Source organism: Streptomyces sp. NPDC056738, assembly GCF_042790435.1.
Taxonomy (GTDB): domain Bacteria; phylum Actinomycetota; class Actinomycetes; order Streptomycetales; family Streptomycetaceae; genus Streptomyces.
Window position 1 is genome coordinate 112,937 of record NZ_JBHTZF010000004.1, and the last position, 14,533, is coordinate 127,469.

The 14,533-nt window shown below is 73.6% G+C and carries 10 protein-coding genes; 2 read left to right on the top strand and 8 right to left on the bottom strand.

The genetic code is table 11. The features are described 5' to 3' along the window. Positions 1 to 142 precede the first annotated feature (142 nt). Positions 143 to 4,438: a PAS domain-containing protein gene (locus tag ACFRIC_RS11590; RefSeq protein WP_382783002.1), complete on the top strand. Its 4,296-nt coding sequence runs from the start codon at positions 143 to 145 to the stop codon at positions 4,436 to 4,438. Between the two features lie 207 nt (positions 4,439 to 4,645). Here ACFRIC_RS11590 and ACFRIC_RS11595 read toward each other — a convergent pair whose 3' ends face one another. From ACFRIC_RS11595 to ACFRIC_RS11630, 8 genes are all read right to left on the bottom strand, one after another. Next, a complete protein-coding gene (locus ACFRIC_RS11595; RefSeq protein ID WP_382784232.1) occupies positions 4,646 to 6,289 on the bottom strand; it encodes a long-chain fatty acid--CoA ligase in 1,644 nt (547 codons plus the stop codon). A 112-nt stretch (positions 6,290 to 6,401) separates the two neighbouring features. Then, positions 6,402 to 7,010 carry a SigE family RNA polymerase sigma factor gene (locus tag ACFRIC_RS11600; RefSeq protein WP_382783007.1) on the bottom strand — a complete coding sequence of 203 codons (609 nt, stop codon included), beginning with the start codon at positions 7,008 to 7,010 and terminating at the stop codon, positions 6,402 to 6,404. A 385-nt stretch (positions 7,011 to 7,395) separates the two neighbouring features. After that, positions 7,396 to 8,562, bottom strand: coding sequence for a lipid-transfer protein (locus tag ACFRIC_RS11605; protein ID WP_382783010.1), 1,167 nt, complete (start codon positions 8,560 to 8,562; stop codon positions 7,396 to 7,398). Next, positions 8,559 to 8,954 carry a MaoC family dehydratase gene (locus ACFRIC_RS11610; RefSeq protein ID WP_382783013.1) on the bottom strand — a complete coding sequence of 132 codons (396 nt, stop codon included), beginning with the start codon at positions 8,952 to 8,954 and terminating at the stop codon, positions 8,559 to 8,561. The genes ACFRIC_RS11605 and ACFRIC_RS11610 overlap by 4 nt, the downstream gene beginning before the upstream one ends. Further along, entirely contained in the window at positions 8,951 to 10,048 is a 1,098-nt protein-coding gene (locus ACFRIC_RS11615; RefSeq protein ID WP_382783016.1) for an acyl-CoA dehydrogenase family protein, read from the bottom strand. Before ACFRIC_RS11615 ends, ACFRIC_RS11610 begins: the two co-directional genes overlap by 4 nt. A gap of 1 nt (position 10,049) precedes the next feature. Further along, positions 10,050 to 11,060 (bottom strand): bifunctional MaoC family dehydratase N-terminal/OB-fold nucleic acid binding domain-containing protein, encoded by a 1,011-nt coding sequence (locus ACFRIC_RS11620; RefSeq protein ID WP_382784236.1) that lies wholly within the window; start codon positions 11,058 to 11,060, stop codon positions 10,050 to 10,052. A gap of 131 nt (positions 11,061 to 11,191) precedes the next feature. Continuing rightward, positions 11,192 to 12,376: an acyl-CoA dehydrogenase family protein gene (locus ACFRIC_RS11625; RefSeq protein ID WP_382783019.1), complete on the bottom strand. Its 1,185-nt coding sequence runs from the start codon at positions 12,374 to 12,376 to the stop codon at positions 11,192 to 11,194. A 430-nt stretch (positions 12,377 to 12,806) separates the two neighbouring features. Continuing rightward, the gene (locus tag ACFRIC_RS11630; RefSeq protein WP_382783023.1) at positions 12,807 to 13,112 is read right to left on the bottom strand and encodes a hypothetical protein; all 306 of its coding nucleotides are present in this window, start codon (positions 13,110 to 13,112) and stop codon (positions 12,807 to 12,809) included. A gap of 371 nt (positions 13,113 to 13,483) precedes the next feature. Between ACFRIC_RS11630 and ACFRIC_RS11635 the strand changes: the two genes are divergently transcribed. Beyond that, entirely contained in the window at positions 13,484 to 14,389 is a 906-nt protein-coding gene (locus ACFRIC_RS11635; protein WP_382783026.1) for a bifunctional DNA primase/polymerase, read from the top strand. Positions 14,390 to 14,533: the final 144 nt, after the last annotated feature.

Sequence of the window (14,533 nt, forward strand, 5' to 3'; positions counted from 1 at the left end):
CTCATATGTGTGCGACCTCCCTCTCATCCGGCATCGCGAGCGCAACCTCTGCCCGTAGACTCCCTCGCGTGACACGCCGCGGACCGGTTGGCAAGATGGCCTCCGCGGGCGGCAAGGTGCGGTAACAGGGAGGAAGCGTCTCGTGAGCAGCAGGCCATCCCGAGGCGCTGCTCGCCTCGCAGCCATACTGGACGCGCTGCCGGATGCGCTGGTCCTGGTCAACGCCAACGGGACCGTCGTCAACGCCAACACGATCGCCCTGGAGGCCTTCGAGACCCCGGGCACCGCCCTGGTGGGCCGCGGGCTCCTCGATCTGCTGCCCGAGTTCGACTCGAAGCTGATCCCCGGCTCCATGCGGCGTCCCGACAGCACCGACGAGCGCGGGCGGACCAAGCCGACCCGGATGACCGCGCGGCGGACCGACGGCTCGGAGTTCCCGGTCGAGGTCACCAGCGCGAACCTGGAGAGCGGCCAGCAGGCCTACGACAACTACGGCCCCCTCCCCGATGAGCTGCTCATGCTCGTCGTACGCGATCTGTCGGGCACCGTCGACACCGAGGCCGAGCTCGCGCGCTCGCAGCGCCAGACCGAGATGATCCTGCGCGCCGCGGCCGAGGGCGTGGTCGGGACGGACACCGACGGCCGCGTCGTCCTCGTCAACCCCGCCGCCGCCCAGATCCTCGGATACCGCGCCAGCGACCTCGGCGGCCGGGAACTGCACACCCTGATCCTGCACTCGCGGGCGGACGGCGAACCCTTCCCCTACGCGGAGTCGCCGCTCGCCGACACCCTGCGCTCCGGACGCAAGCACCGGGTGCGCGGCCAGGTGCTGTGGTCGAAGTCCGGGGACAAGGTGCCGGTCGACCTGACGACCTCTCCGGTGCGCGACGGGGACCAGCTCGTCGGCGCCGTCATGACCTTCACCGACCGGCGCCCGTACGACACCCTGGTCGAGGAGAAGGAGGCGGCCGACACCCGGCACGCCGAGGAGCTGGAGCGGCTCGGCGAGGAGCACACCGCCGAGCTCGAGAAGCTGCGTGAGCGGCACAGCACCGAGCTCACCGAACTGACCGAGGGGCACGAGGAGGAACTCGCCGCCGGCGAGGAGCGGTACGCGGCGCTCGGCGAACGCGAGAAGGACCGCTACGAGGCGCTGGCCGCCCGGCACGAGCAGTTGCTCGCCGTCCTCGGCCACTCCCTGCGCGGCCCTCTGGACCAGCTCCGCGGCGAACTCGCCAAGCTCGCCGCCGACGACGCCGGGCAGCTCTGGCCCGAGGCCAACCAGGTGCTCCACCACCTCGCCGCCGGCTACTCGCGCATCACCACGCTCGTCGACAACGTCCTCGGCTACCAGCGGCTGGACGCGGGCATCGACACGATCTTCCGTACGAACGTGATGCTCGACGCCGTGGTCGCGGCCGGTGTCGAAGGCGCCGTCGACCTGATCGGTCCCGGCCGCGTGCAGTTCGCCGTGCACGCGCCGCCCATCGAGGCCGAGGTCGACCCGCAGCGTCTCGCGCGCGCCCTCGCCCACCTCGTCGCGGACGTCGCGGGCGTCGACGCGACCGGCAACGCGCCGGTGTCCGCGGGCGGTTACATGGACAACACGGTCGTCGTGGCGGCGGCGCAGCGCGGCGAGGTCGTCCGTATCGAGGTGCGCGGGCCGTACGCCGGGGGAGACCCGGTGCACGAGCCGATCGTGCGCGGGATCGTGCGCGCGCACGGCGGTGTGCTCCAGACGCACGAGGTGCCGGGGATGAGCGGCAGCGCGTACGTCCTCGAGGTGCCCATCGGCGGTGGGGCGGGCGCGGTCCCGTTCGACTCCGTCGTACCCGTCGGCGCCGAGATCGCCCTGGCCGAGCCGGCCCCGCAGCAGAGCGGTGGCCGACGGCGGGCCCGGCGTGCCTCGACGGACGCCTTCCTGGAGAGCGAGGAGTCGGGGGAGTCCGGTCCGAACGCCGTCGAGGCGGCCGGCGCGACCGCTCCCACCGGGCGCCGTCGCCGGCGTGCCGCGGAGGAGCAGGCGGCGGTCGAGCCCGCGGTTCCGGCGCAGGAGCAGCAGGTCGACGCCTCCGAGGACGGCTCCGGCGGTACCGGACGGCGTCGTGGCCGGCCCAGCCCCGCCGACGGCACGGGTGCGGCCCCGGACGCGCCCGACGAGGTCTCCGAAGGTGCGGTCGTGATGGCGGGCGAGCACGGCGCGGGAACCGCGGCCGTGGGGTCCGGGCTGGGCGGGACGGTGCCCCCGCAGGGGGTGCCGGTGCCTTCCGGACGGCGTGCGCGCCGCGACGGCGAGCAGAACGCGCTGCCGGCCGCGCCCGCGGCCCCGGCCGACGGTCCCGGCGAGGACGACGGCTCCGCCGACGAGGCGGGCCGGCCGACCGGGCGGCGCCGCCGTGCGCTGGCCGAGGCGGCCGAGCGTGCCGCCGCGCAGGACACGGGCGCCCGTGCGGTGTTCGCGCTGCCGCCGGCCGAGGCGGACCGTTCGCCGGAGTACGTCCAGGCCGCCGCGCAGGCGCAGGCCGCGCAGGAACAGGCCGCCGAGGCCCACGCCGCCGAGGTCCAGGCCGCGCGGGCGCAGGTGGCCCAGGCGGCGCAGGACCAGGTGCAGGCCCAGGTGCAGGCCCAGGTCGCGCTGGCCCAGCAGCCCGACGGCCGCCACGACGCGATGCGGCACGACCCCGACGACGATCACACCCCGCCGCAGCCGCACCCGACCGCCGCCCCGACGGGGCGCCGACGTGCCCGTCAGCTCGCCGAAGGCGCGCCCGAAGCGGCAGGCGCGGCCCCCGCGCAGGCCCGTCCGGCACCGGGCGGTCCGGGACAGCCGGTCCCGGCACAGGGACTTCCCGGGCAGCAGCCCGTACCGGCACAGGGACTTCCCGGGCAGCAGCCTGTCCCGGCACAGGGACTCCCCGGACAGCCCGTACCGGCACAGGGACTTTCCGCTCAGCCGGTTCCGGCTCAGGGCGTTCCCGGACAGGCCGTTCCCGCGCAGGGTGTTCCCGGGCAGCCGGTTCCGGCTCAGGGACTTCCCGGACAGCCGGTTCCCGCTCAGGGCGTTCCGGGGCAGGCCGTCCCGGTCGCCGCGCAGCCGGGTGCCGCGTCCGGTCCGGCGGCCCAGCCCTGGCCCGACGCGAACACCACCGGCGCCGGTGCCCAGCCCGCGCTCCCGGCGGCGAACGCGGCGACCGCCGAAGCCGCGGCGACCACGGCGGCCCCGGCCGCCCAGGCGACTCCCGCCCCGCTCCCCCCGGAGCGCCCGGCCGCGCGGGTCGCCCAGCCGCTGCCCGCCGAGGCGGCGCCCGCGTCCGCCGCGGCCGACCCCAACTCGACGCAGGGCCGTGCCATAAGCGTGCGCACGCTCGGCCAGGGTGTTCCGTTCGCCCGCCAGGCCCCGGCGGCCCATCCCGGCAGCGGCGTGCAGGCCCCGACCCCTCCCCCGCACGCGACGAACGGCGCGGGCCGCCGCCGCAAGCTCGGCACTCCGCCCGAGCCCGCCGCCGAGCGCCCGGACACCGCCGCGCGCGCCCTTCCGCAGGGCGCCCAGCCCGGCGGGGGACCGCGGCGGCCCGGTACCACCGAGGGCGCCGGACGGTCCTACGCCATAGGAGCACCGGACGAGAACGCCGCCGAGGGCCCCGAGCCGCTCGACGGTCCCGGCGGTGCCGTCGAGGTCGCCGACCCGCCGCAGCCGCGGCCCGTGGACGACGAACTGCCCCCGGAGCCGCTGGACAACCCGCGGCGGCTGCTCGTGTGGCCGGCGCCCGACGCCGGCACCCAGCAGGCGCTGAGCGACCGCGGCTACCGGCCGGTCATCGTGAACTCCCGCGAGGAGGTGGACGCGCAGATCGCCGCGTTCCCCGCCGCGCTGTTCGTCGACCCGCTGACCGGCCCGATCACCCGCACGGCGCTGCAGTCCCTGCGTCAGGCCGCCGTGGCCGCGGAGGTTCCCGTCCTGGTGACGGCCGGACTCGGACAGGCGACGCGCGAGGCGGCGTACGGCGCCGACCCCGCCGTACTCCTGAAGGCGCTCGCTCCGCGCGACTCCGAGCAGCACCCGCCGCGCGTGCTGCTCATCGAGGAGCACGCGGAGATCGCGCTCGCGCTGACGGCGACGCTGGAGCGGCGCGGGATGCAGGTCGCGCGCGCCTCGACGGACGAGGACGCGGTCACGCTGGCCGCGCAGATGCGGCCGAACCTCGTGGTGATGGACCTGTTGCAGGTACGGCGCCGGCGGGCCGGGATCGTCGACTGGCTGCGTGCGAACGGGCAGTTGAACCGCACACCGCTCGTCGTCTACACCGCCGCCGTCGACGCCTCCGAACTGCCGCGGCTGGCGGCGGGGGAGTCGGTGCTGTTCCTCGCCGAACGCTCGACGAGCGACGAGGTCCAGGACCGGATCGTCGACCTCCTGGCCCGTATCGGCACCAACTAGGGCCGTACGAGAACGCCGTGGGGCCCGGTACCGGAGCCGCCGGTACGGCCTCGGTACCCGAGCGTCGTAGGGCCCGGTACGGGAGCGTCGTAGGGCCCCGGTACGGGAGCGCCGTGGGGTTCTGCCCCGTACGACCGTGACACACGCGCAGGCCGGGTGGGGAGCCTCGGAGCTCCCCGCCCGGCCTGTGTGTTCACGTCGTCAGGGTCAGAGCTTGGTCACGTCCAGGCTGCCCTCGGCGTACCGCTTGCGGATCACCTTCTTGTCGAACTTGCCGACGCTCGTCTTCGGGACGGCCTCGACGATCGACCAGCGCTCGGGGAGCTGCCACTTGGCGATCTTGCCCTCGGCCGCGAGGAAGGCGCGCAGGGTCTCGAAGTCCGCGGTGGAGCCCTCCTTCAGGACGACGGTGGCCAGCGGGCGCTCGCCCCACTTCTCGTCGGGGACGGCCACGACCGCGGCCTCGGTCACGTCCGGGTGGGACATGAGGGCGTTCTCCAGGTCGACCGAGGAGATCCACTCGCCGCCCGACTTGATGACGTCCTTGGCGCGGTCGGTGAGGGTCAGGAAGCCGTCCTGGCTGATCGTGCCGACGTCACCGGTCTTGAGCCAGCCGTCCTCGCTGAACTTGTCGGCGGGGCGCAGCGGTTCCCCGTCGTTGCCGCCGTAGTAGGCGCCGGCGATCCACGGGCCACGGACCTCCAGCTCGCCCGCGGACTCGCCGTCCCACGGGAGGCGTTCGCCGCCGGGGCCGGTCAGACGGGCCTCGACGCCCGCCGGGAAGCGGCCCTGCGTGAGACGGTAGGCGAACTCCTCCTCCGTGCCCACCGCGTGGGCCGGCGGACGGGCGACGGTGCCGAGCGGGGAGGTCTCGGTCATGCCCCAGGCGTGGCTGACCCGCATGCCCAGATCGTCGAAGGCGGCCATCAGCGAGGGCGGACAGGCCGAGCCGCCGATGGTCACCTGGGTGAGGGAGGAGACGTCACGGGGCTTGGCGGTCAGCTCGGCGAGCAGTCCCTGCCAGATCGTCGGGACGGCGGCGGCGTGCGTGGGCCGCTCGCTCTCGATCATCTCGGCGAGGGGCGCGGGCTGGAGGAAACGGTCCGGCATCAGCATGTTGATGCCGGACATGAAGGTCGCGTGCGGCAGGCCCCAGGCGTTGACGTGGAACTGCGGGACCACGACGAGGGTCGTGTCGTGGTCGGTGAGCCCCATCGACTGGGCCATGTTGACCTGCATGGAGTGCAGGTAGATCGAACGGTGGGAGTACACCACGCCCTTGGGGTCCCCGGTGGTCCCGGAGGTGTAGCACATGGCCGCGGCCTGCCGCTCGTCGATCTCCGGCCAGTCGAAGACGTCCGGCTTCCCGGCGAGCAGTTCCTCGTAGTCGTGCACCCGCACGCCCGTCCCGTCGAGCACCGAACGGTCGCCGGGGCCCGAGACCACCACGTGCTCCAGTGTCGGGAGGTGGGGGAGGAGCGGCGCGAGGAGCGGGAGCAGCGAGCCGTTGGCGATGACGACGCGGTCGGCCGCGTGGTTGACGATGAAGACGAGCTGCTCGGCCGGGAGGCGGAGGTTCAGGGTGTGCAGCACGGCGCCCATGGAGGGGATCGCGTAGTACGCCTCGACGTGCTCGGCGTTGTTCCACATCAGGGTCGCGACGCGCTCGTCGCCCGTCACCCCGAGGTCGTCGCGCAGGGCGTGGGCGAGCTGGTGCGCGCGGCGGCCGGCCTCGCGGAAGCTGCGGCGGTGCGGTTCGCCCTCGCCGGTCCAGGTCGTGATCTGCGACTCTCCGTGGATCAGCGCCCCGTGCTCCAGAATGCGGGTCACAGTCAGCGGTACGTCCTGCATCGTGCTCAGCACGGCGTCCTCCCGGGGGCGACATTGCCTACGCGGTAGTAATGGGTTGCGCTGATTCTGCGCACATACCGCGTGGTATGTCACTAGGCCCCGGAATGATCGATCACCGCGAGGCGTGCTCGGGGGCCGGGCGCCGGGCCTGTGGACGGGTGGCTTCCTGGCGGACGGGGAGCAGCTCGGGGTCCTCGCGCAGTTTCCCCAGTGCACGGGAGACCGCCGACTTGACCGTGCCGACGGAGACCCCGAGGACCTCCGCGGTCTGGGCCTCGCTCAGGTCCTCGTAGTAGCGCAGCACCACCATCGCGCGCTGCCGCGCCGGCAGCTTCATGATCGCCCGCCACATCGCGTCGTGCAGGGCCTGCTGTTCGGCGGGGTCGGCGGCCGGGAGCCCCTCCGGCTCGGGCAGCTCCTCGCAGACGAACTCGTCGACCTTGCGCTTGCGCCACTGCGACGTCCGCGTGTTCAGCAGGGCGCGCCGCACATAGCCGTCCAGCGCGCGGTGGTCCTCGATCCGGTCCCAGGCCACGTACGTCTTCGTCAGTGCCGTCTGCAGCAGGTCCTCGGCGTCGCTCGGGTTGGCGGTGAGCGACCGGGCGGTACGCAGCAGCACCGGCTGCCGCGCCTTCACGTACGACGAGAACGAGGGGTACGAAAGGGTCCGGGCCGCCCCGGTGGCGGCGTTCGAGGCGCTCGTGCAGACGAGTGGGGTCATGGCTCCACGCTAGGTTCGACCCCTCGTCCGGCGGATCGGCCGCAGGTCCCGAAGCGGTGTCCGCCTCAGGTTGTAGAGACGGGGCCTGCCTCACCTCCTGAAGGTGGACAAGCGGGTCACCCCGTCTGAGGGTTCACCCCTGAGACGGTCGCCGGGCGCGGTTCTGTCCGGTGGGTGGGTCGGGGCCGCGCCGGATCCCGCCCGCGGGCGCAGGGGAGTTTCAGCCCCTCCGGCGATTGAGGAGCGGGGTCTGGGGTGGAGCCCCAGGTATGGGACGGGTAGGGGCGGAGGGGGCGAGAGAACAGGGGTGGGGTCACCCGGGCGGGCGGGTCACTCCTTTGAGGTTCGGGGCCGGGAAGTACGGGTGATTCCCCTGGCGGGGCTCTCAGGCGTCGGCGCCGAGGATCAGGCCCGAGGTCGGGACCCCGGTGCCCGCGGTCACCAGCACACGGCCGGCGCCGGGCACCTGGTTCACGGAGCTGCCCCGTAGCTGCCGTACACCCTCCGCGATCCCGTTCATCCCGTGCAGATACGCCTCCCCGAGCTGCCCCCCGTGCGTGTTCAGGGGCAGCCTCTCCTCGGCGACGAAGTCCGCGGCCTCCCCCGGCTTGCAGAAGCCGAACTCCTCGAGCTGCATCAGCACGAACGGGGTGAAGTGGTCGTAGAGGATGCCCACGTCGATGTCCGCCGGGCCCATCCCCGCGGTGCGCCACAGCTGCCGGGCCACGACGCCGGTCTCCGGAAGCCCGGTGAGGTCGTCACGGTAGAAGCTGGTCATCTGCTCCTGCGCCCGGCCCGCGCCCTGGGCGGCGGCGGTGACCACGGCCGGGGGGTGCGGCAGGTCGCGGGCCCGCTCCACGGAGGTGACCACCAGCGCCTGGCCGCCGTCGGTCTCCTGGCAGCAGTCCAGCAGGCGCAGCGGCTCCACGATCCACCGCGAGGCCGCGTGATCCGCCAGGGTGATCGGTCTGCCGTGGAAGTACGCGGCCGGATTCGTCGCCGCGTACTTGCGGTCCACCACCGCGACATGGCCGAACGCCTCGGGAGTCAGTCCGTACGTGTGCAGATACCGCTGGGCCGCCATCGCCACCCAGGAGGCCGGGGTGAGCAGCCCGAACGGCAGGGCCCAGCCCAGGGCCGCGCCCTCCGCCGACGGCTCCCGCCGCTGCACCCCCGAGCCGAATCTGCGCCCCGACCGCTCGTTGAACGCCCGGTAGCAGACCACGACCTCGGCCACGCCGGTGGCGACCGCGAGCGCCGCCTGCTGGACGGTCGCACACGCCGCGCCGCCGCCGTAGTGGACGCGCGAGAAGAAAGACAGCTCCCCGATCCCGGCGGCCTGCGCGACCGTGATCTCCGGGCTGGTGTCCATCGTGAACGTCACCAGACCGTCCACGTCCCCCGGCGTCAGGCCCGCGTCGTCGAGCGCGGCCCGCACCGCCTCGACCGCCAGCCGCAGCTCGCTGCGCCCCGAATCCTTGGAGAACGCGGTGGCCCCGATGCCCGCGATCGCCGCCCGGCCGCCGAGGCCGTCCCGCCTGCGCGCGCTCATGCGGCACCGCCCGCCGGGACCGTCACCGTCACCGTGCCCATGACGTGCCGGCCGACGCGGTTGGCACCGAGGATCCTGACCGTCGCCGTGTCGCCCTCGACCTCCTCGACGGATCCGGTCAACACCATGGTGTCTCCGGGGTGGTTGGGGGCGCCCAGCCGGATCGCCACCCTGCGCAGCACGGCGTCCGGGCCGAAGTGGTCGGTCACATACCGTCCGACCAGGCCGTTGGTCGTCAGGATGTTCATGAAGATGTCCGGCGATCCCTTCGCCCGCGCCAGTTCCGCGTCGTGATGGACGTCCTGGTAGTCCCGTGAGGCGATCGCCCCGGCCACGATCAACGTGCGGGTGATCTCGATCTCCAGCGGCGGCAGTACGTCGCCCACCCTCATGTCTCCACCTTCCCGTTCGCGATCAGCTCCCCCAGCTCCTGGAGCAGTTCGCCTCCACAGCCCAGATACGCGTCCAGTTGCCTGCCCCACAGGAAGTGCCGGTGCACGGGGTGCCCGAGGTCGGCGCCCGCCCCGCCGTGCAGATGCTGGCCCGTGTGCACCACGCGCCGGCCCGCCTCGGACGCCCACCAGGCGGCCGTGAGGGCGTGCGTCGCGTACGGCAGCCCCTCGTCGCGCCGCCACGCGGCCTCGTACACCGTCACCCGTATCGCCTCGGTGTCCATGTACGCGTCGGCGGCCCGCAGTTGGACTCCCTGCCGGGCCGCGAGCGGCTGCCCGAACTGCTCGCGCGCGTTCGTGTGCTCGACCGCCCGCGCCAGCGAACCCGCGCACACACCGGCCTGGAGCCCGGCGAACGCGGTACGGGCCGTCGCCAGGAGGTCCTCGCACGCGTCGGCCGCGCCCAGCGTCTCCCCCGGCGTCCCGTCCAACGTCAGCCGCCCCGCCGACCAGGGCGCGGTCAGCTCGACCGGTTCGCTCACCGCCGCCTCCGCGGTGCGCACCAGCCAGAGCCGGCGGTGGTCGTCGGCCACGAGCACGTGGGTGGCGTCGCGCAGCCACGGCACGGCGGGAAGAACCCCGGTCAGCGTCCCGGAGGAGGAGAAGAGGGAGGGTGAGGGGGAAGAGGAGGGGGAGGCGGGGGAGGCGGGGGAGGGCGCCGGGGTCGACAGAACGGCTTCCGTGCCCGTTATCGCGCCGGTCACCACCACCGTCCCGTCGGCGATCCCCGGCAGCAGCCGTTCGCGCTGCTCCGGCGATCCGTGCCTCGCCACCGCGAGCAGCCCGTACACACAGCTCGCGGCGAACGGCACCTGCGCCGTGACGCGTCCCTGTTCCTCCAGCATCAGGACGAGCCCGAGGAGCCCGGTGTCCGCGACCGCCGCCACGAGTCCGGCGGCGCACAGCTCCTTCCACAGCCCGGCGTCGCTGCCCGTACCGGCCGCGGTGAGGCGTTCGTGGGTGGAGTGGTCGCCGAGGATCCGCGCGGCCAGCTCCACGGCGGCGGCCTGCTCCTCGGTGAGCGTGAAGTCCATGTCAGCCCTCCCTGCCCGGGCCGCCGACCGCAGCCGTGACGGCCCGGAAGACCGGCAGTTCCATGTCCTCGTCGTACCGCCGGAATTCGAGTCGCACCGGCATCCCGATCCGCACCGCGTCGTACGGCACCCCCACCACGTTGCTCACGATCCGCACACCCTCGGCGAGCTCGACCAGGGCCACCGCGTAGGGAGGGTCGAAGGCCGGGAACGGCGGATGATGCATGACGACGTACGAGTACACGGTCCCCTCACCGCCCGACTCGACCGTGTCCCAGTCCGGGCCGCCGCACGCCCCGCACCCGGGCAGCCACGGGAAGCGCAGCGTCCCGCACGCCGTGCAGCGCTGGATGAGCAGCCGGTGCCGGCCGACGCCCTCCCAGAATCCGGCGTTGTCCCGGTTGACGACCGGACGCGGACGCCCGCTCCCGGGCCGCCCGGTGTCCGACGAGACCGGAGCCGCGTCCGCTCCTCGCGGACTCCGGCGCGCGGGCGCGTACTTGAGGATGCGGAACCTGTGCGTCCCGGCGAGCTCGCCGCCCGCCCGGATGTCCATGCGCGTGGTGACGAAGTACCCGGTGCCCAGCTTGGTCGTCTTGCGTCCGGACACCGACTCGATCATCGAGTCGAAGGTGATCTCGTCCCCGGGGCGCAGCGGCCGCAGATACTCCTGCTCGCAGTCGGTGGCGACGATCGAGGTGTATCCGGCGCCGTCGAGCAGGGCGAACAGCTCGTCGTAGGTCTCGGAACGGCCGGGCCGGTCGGCGTGGCCGGAGAGGCCGCTCATCGTCCACACCTGGAGCATGGTGGGCGGGGCCACCGCGTCGGACCCCGTGTACGCCGGGTTGGTGTCGCCCATGGCCTCGCACCAGTGGCGGATCATCGGCGCGTTGACCGGGTCCCTGCCGACGCCCCCGGCCGTGGCCGAACGCCCCTCGTACTCCTTCAGACGCGCCGACAACTCGTCCCCGTCGGGGGCTATACCCCTGTCCCCGGCCCCGTCGGACGCCACGCCCCTGTCCCCGGCCCCGGCCCCGGTTTCGGCCCGCACGGTCTCGGCCCGCCGCGCCTCTTCCCGCGCCACGCCGCCGGGCGTCACGCCGTGCCCCGTCGCCGGGCCCTCGCCCGGCGTGCCCCGGCCGCTCACCGCCGGCTCCGCCTCATGCCGAGCCGCATCGTCGCGACGATCTCCCGTTGCACCTCGCTCACCCCGCCCCCGAACGTGTTGATCTGGGCCGCCCTGTTCATCCGCTCCAGTCCGCCGCCCCCGAACGCCCCGGCGGAACCGGAGCGGAGCATGGCCTCCGGCCCCACGACGTGCTGGCACATCCGGTACACCGCGACCGCGGACTCGGTCCCCATGACCTTCACGCCGCTCGCGTCCCCGGGAGCCGGCCCGCCCGCGCCCACGTCCCCCACCAGACGCCAGTTGAGCAGGCGTGACGCCGCCAGCCGGGCATGCACCTCGGCGAGCTGGAAGCGCACCCACGGCTCGTCCGCCGCGCGCCGCCCGGTCACCGGGTCAGGGGTGCGGGCCGCCTCCAGCGCGGCCGCGTAGAAGTCCTCGGCCTGCATGCCGATCGCGGCGAGCGCGACCCGCTCGTGGTTGAGCTGGTTCGTGATGAGTCCCCAGCCGCCGTTCTCCTCGCCGACGAGGTTCCCGGCCGGGACGCGGATCCCGTCGTAGTAGGTCGCCGTGGTGGTCTGGCCGCCCACGGTCTCGATCGGTGTCCACGAGAAGCCGGGGGCGTCGGTGGGGACGAGCAGGATCGAGATGCCGCGGTGCCGGGGCGCGTCCGGGTCGGTCCGGCAGGCGAGCCAGATCCAGTCGGCGTTCTGCGCGTTGGACGTGAAGATCTTCTGCCCGTCGATCCGCCAGGATCCTCCCCCGGCACCGTTCTCGCCGGTCTCGCGGACGGCGCGGGTGCGCAGCGAGGCGAGGTCGGTGCCGGCCGACGGTTCCGAGTACCCGATGGCGAAGACGAGTTCACCCTTCAGGATGCGCGGCAGGAAGAACTCCTTCTGCTCCTGGCTGCCGTACTTCATGAGCGTCGGTCCGACGGTGTTCAGCGTGACCATCGAGACGGGTGCGCCGGCCCGGTGGGCCTCGTCGAAGAAGACGAACTGCTCGTCCGCCCCGCGCCCCTGCCCGCCGTACTCGACCGGCCAGCCGAGCCCGAGCAGACCGTCGGCTCCGATGCGGCGCAGCAGTACCCGCTGCCGGGCGGGATCGTCGGCGGGCGGCGGTCCGTCCGGCATCAGATCCCTGAAGTACGTGCGGAGTTCGGCGCGCAGCCGCTGCTGGCGCTCGGTGGGGGCGAGGTGCACGGCGGCGGCCCTCCCGGACCTCGTACGAACAAGGTTTTCTGACTGTCCGTCAGATACCTTTGAGTGTCAAGGTCGTCGGCCGGTCCCGGGAACCCGTGGGCTGGACCCTGGGAACAAGGGGGCCGAGCCCGGGAACGCGTGGGGTGAGCCCGGGAACACGACCGCGCGACGGTGCCTGAGCACCGTCGCGCGGACCTTGCGTCCCCCGCCCTACCCCACCCGCGTCCCCCGCCTCACCTCACCCCGAATCCCCCGCCCCGACAGCCCCTTGCCTCACCCCACCCCGCGCATCACCCCCGCCCCGGAACCCCACCCGACCAGGACCCCGGCCCCGCCAAGAGGCCCCCAACCCCCGCCCCACGAAGAGACCCCCGACCCTCAGCCCCCAGCCCCCAGCCCCCAGCCGACGGACGTCCCTCGGCCCCGCCCGTCAGAGCCCGCCGAAGCTGACGAGGACGTTCGAGTTGCCCTGATTGAGGGCCGTGGGCGCGGAGCCGTTCACCTGGGCCGTGTTGCTCTGGTTCGAGGATCCGGTGCCGACCGCCTGTTGTTGGGTGACGGAGGAGTTGCCGCTGTTGTCGCGCCCGACCCCGCCCCCGGCGGTCGCCGCTCCCGCGTTCGAACCGGTGTCCGCGACGGCGCCGTCGTCCGCCGCGGCGACCCCGGTGAACAGGGCGGCGGCCAGCGGCAGGGCCGCGGCGGTGGCGAGAACGCGAGCGGTACGGATGCTTGCCATGCGAGTTCCTCCAGAAGCGGTTGCACGCACCGGCGGTGAGCCGGGACGTACGCGAAATACGGCTTGTTCCGAGGCGGTCGGCCGGCCGCCTCGGCGCTGTCCACGACGTCGCGAGTCCAGAGTTGCCCAGGTCGTCCCGGGCGAACCACACCGGAAGCGGCTAATCCCCCTCAAGCGTGATGACATGTCGATAAACCACCTTCACGCACACGGAACCCCTGCTCAGCCCCCGTGCGGCGCGGGGATCCGGGCCCCGCAACGGCCGAAGCGTTTCGGCACCTTTCCAGCCATTCCCGCCTCTCACCCGACCGGCTCCCGCACGAGCCCGAAGAGCCCTTCCTTTTCTCGAACACTCGTACGATTATGGATCCATGGCCACCATCGACCGGCGGGCCACCACTCTGGCCCTGGCTCACGCTCTGTCCGCGGCCGAGCGCGGACTCGCGGTGATCCCGTTGTCCCGCACGAAGCTCCCGGCCCTGCGCTCCCCCCACCGCGACGACCCCGACCCCCGCCCGTGCCACGGCGAATGCGGCCGCTTCGGGCACGGCGTGTACGACGCCTCGACCGAACCCCGGCGCATCCGCGAGCTCTTCGCCGCCGCCCCCTGGGCCACCGGCTACGGCATCGCCTGCGGGCTGCACCCGCACCACCTCATCGGCGTCGACCTCGACACCAAGTCCGACACCGACTCCTCGACCGCACTGCGCGAACTGGCCCTGCGTCACCTGTTCACGATCCCGGACACGGTCGTCGTCGTGACCCCCAGCGGCGGCCGCCATCTGTGGCTGAGCGGACCGCCGGACGTCGTCGTCCCCAACTCGGCCAGCCGGCTCGCCCCCGGCATCGACATCCGCGGCGCCGGCGGCTACCTCGTCGGCCCCGGCTCACGCACCGAACAGGGCGTGTACGGGACGGCTCCCGGCACCTCCGGGCTCGCGCCCGCGCCCTGCCCGCCCGAACTCCTGCGCCTGCTCCTGCCCCCGCCCACGCCTCCGGCCCGCGACCGCCGCTCCACGGACTCCGGGCACTCCACGCAGTCCGCGAACGAACGACAGGGCCAGGGGCTGGTCCAGTTCGTCCTCGCCGCGCACGAGGGCCAGCGCAACACCCGTCTCTTCTGGGCCGCCTGCCGCGCCTACGAGAACGGGTTCGGCCCCCAGCTCACCGCCCCGCTCGTCCGGGCGGCCGTCAGCACGGGCCTGACCGAACGGGAGGCCCGCTCCACGATCGCCTCGGCGGCCCGGATGACCGCCTCATCGCCCCGCCAGGGGTGAGGCGGTGAGGGATCCCGCACCGGGTGGACGCGGCACGGCCCGCGGCGGACGGACACGACGGAGGCCCCCGACCATCTACCGGTCGGGGGCCTCTCACCTGCGGTGGGTGTGGGATTTGAACCCACGGTGACTCGCGCCACGACG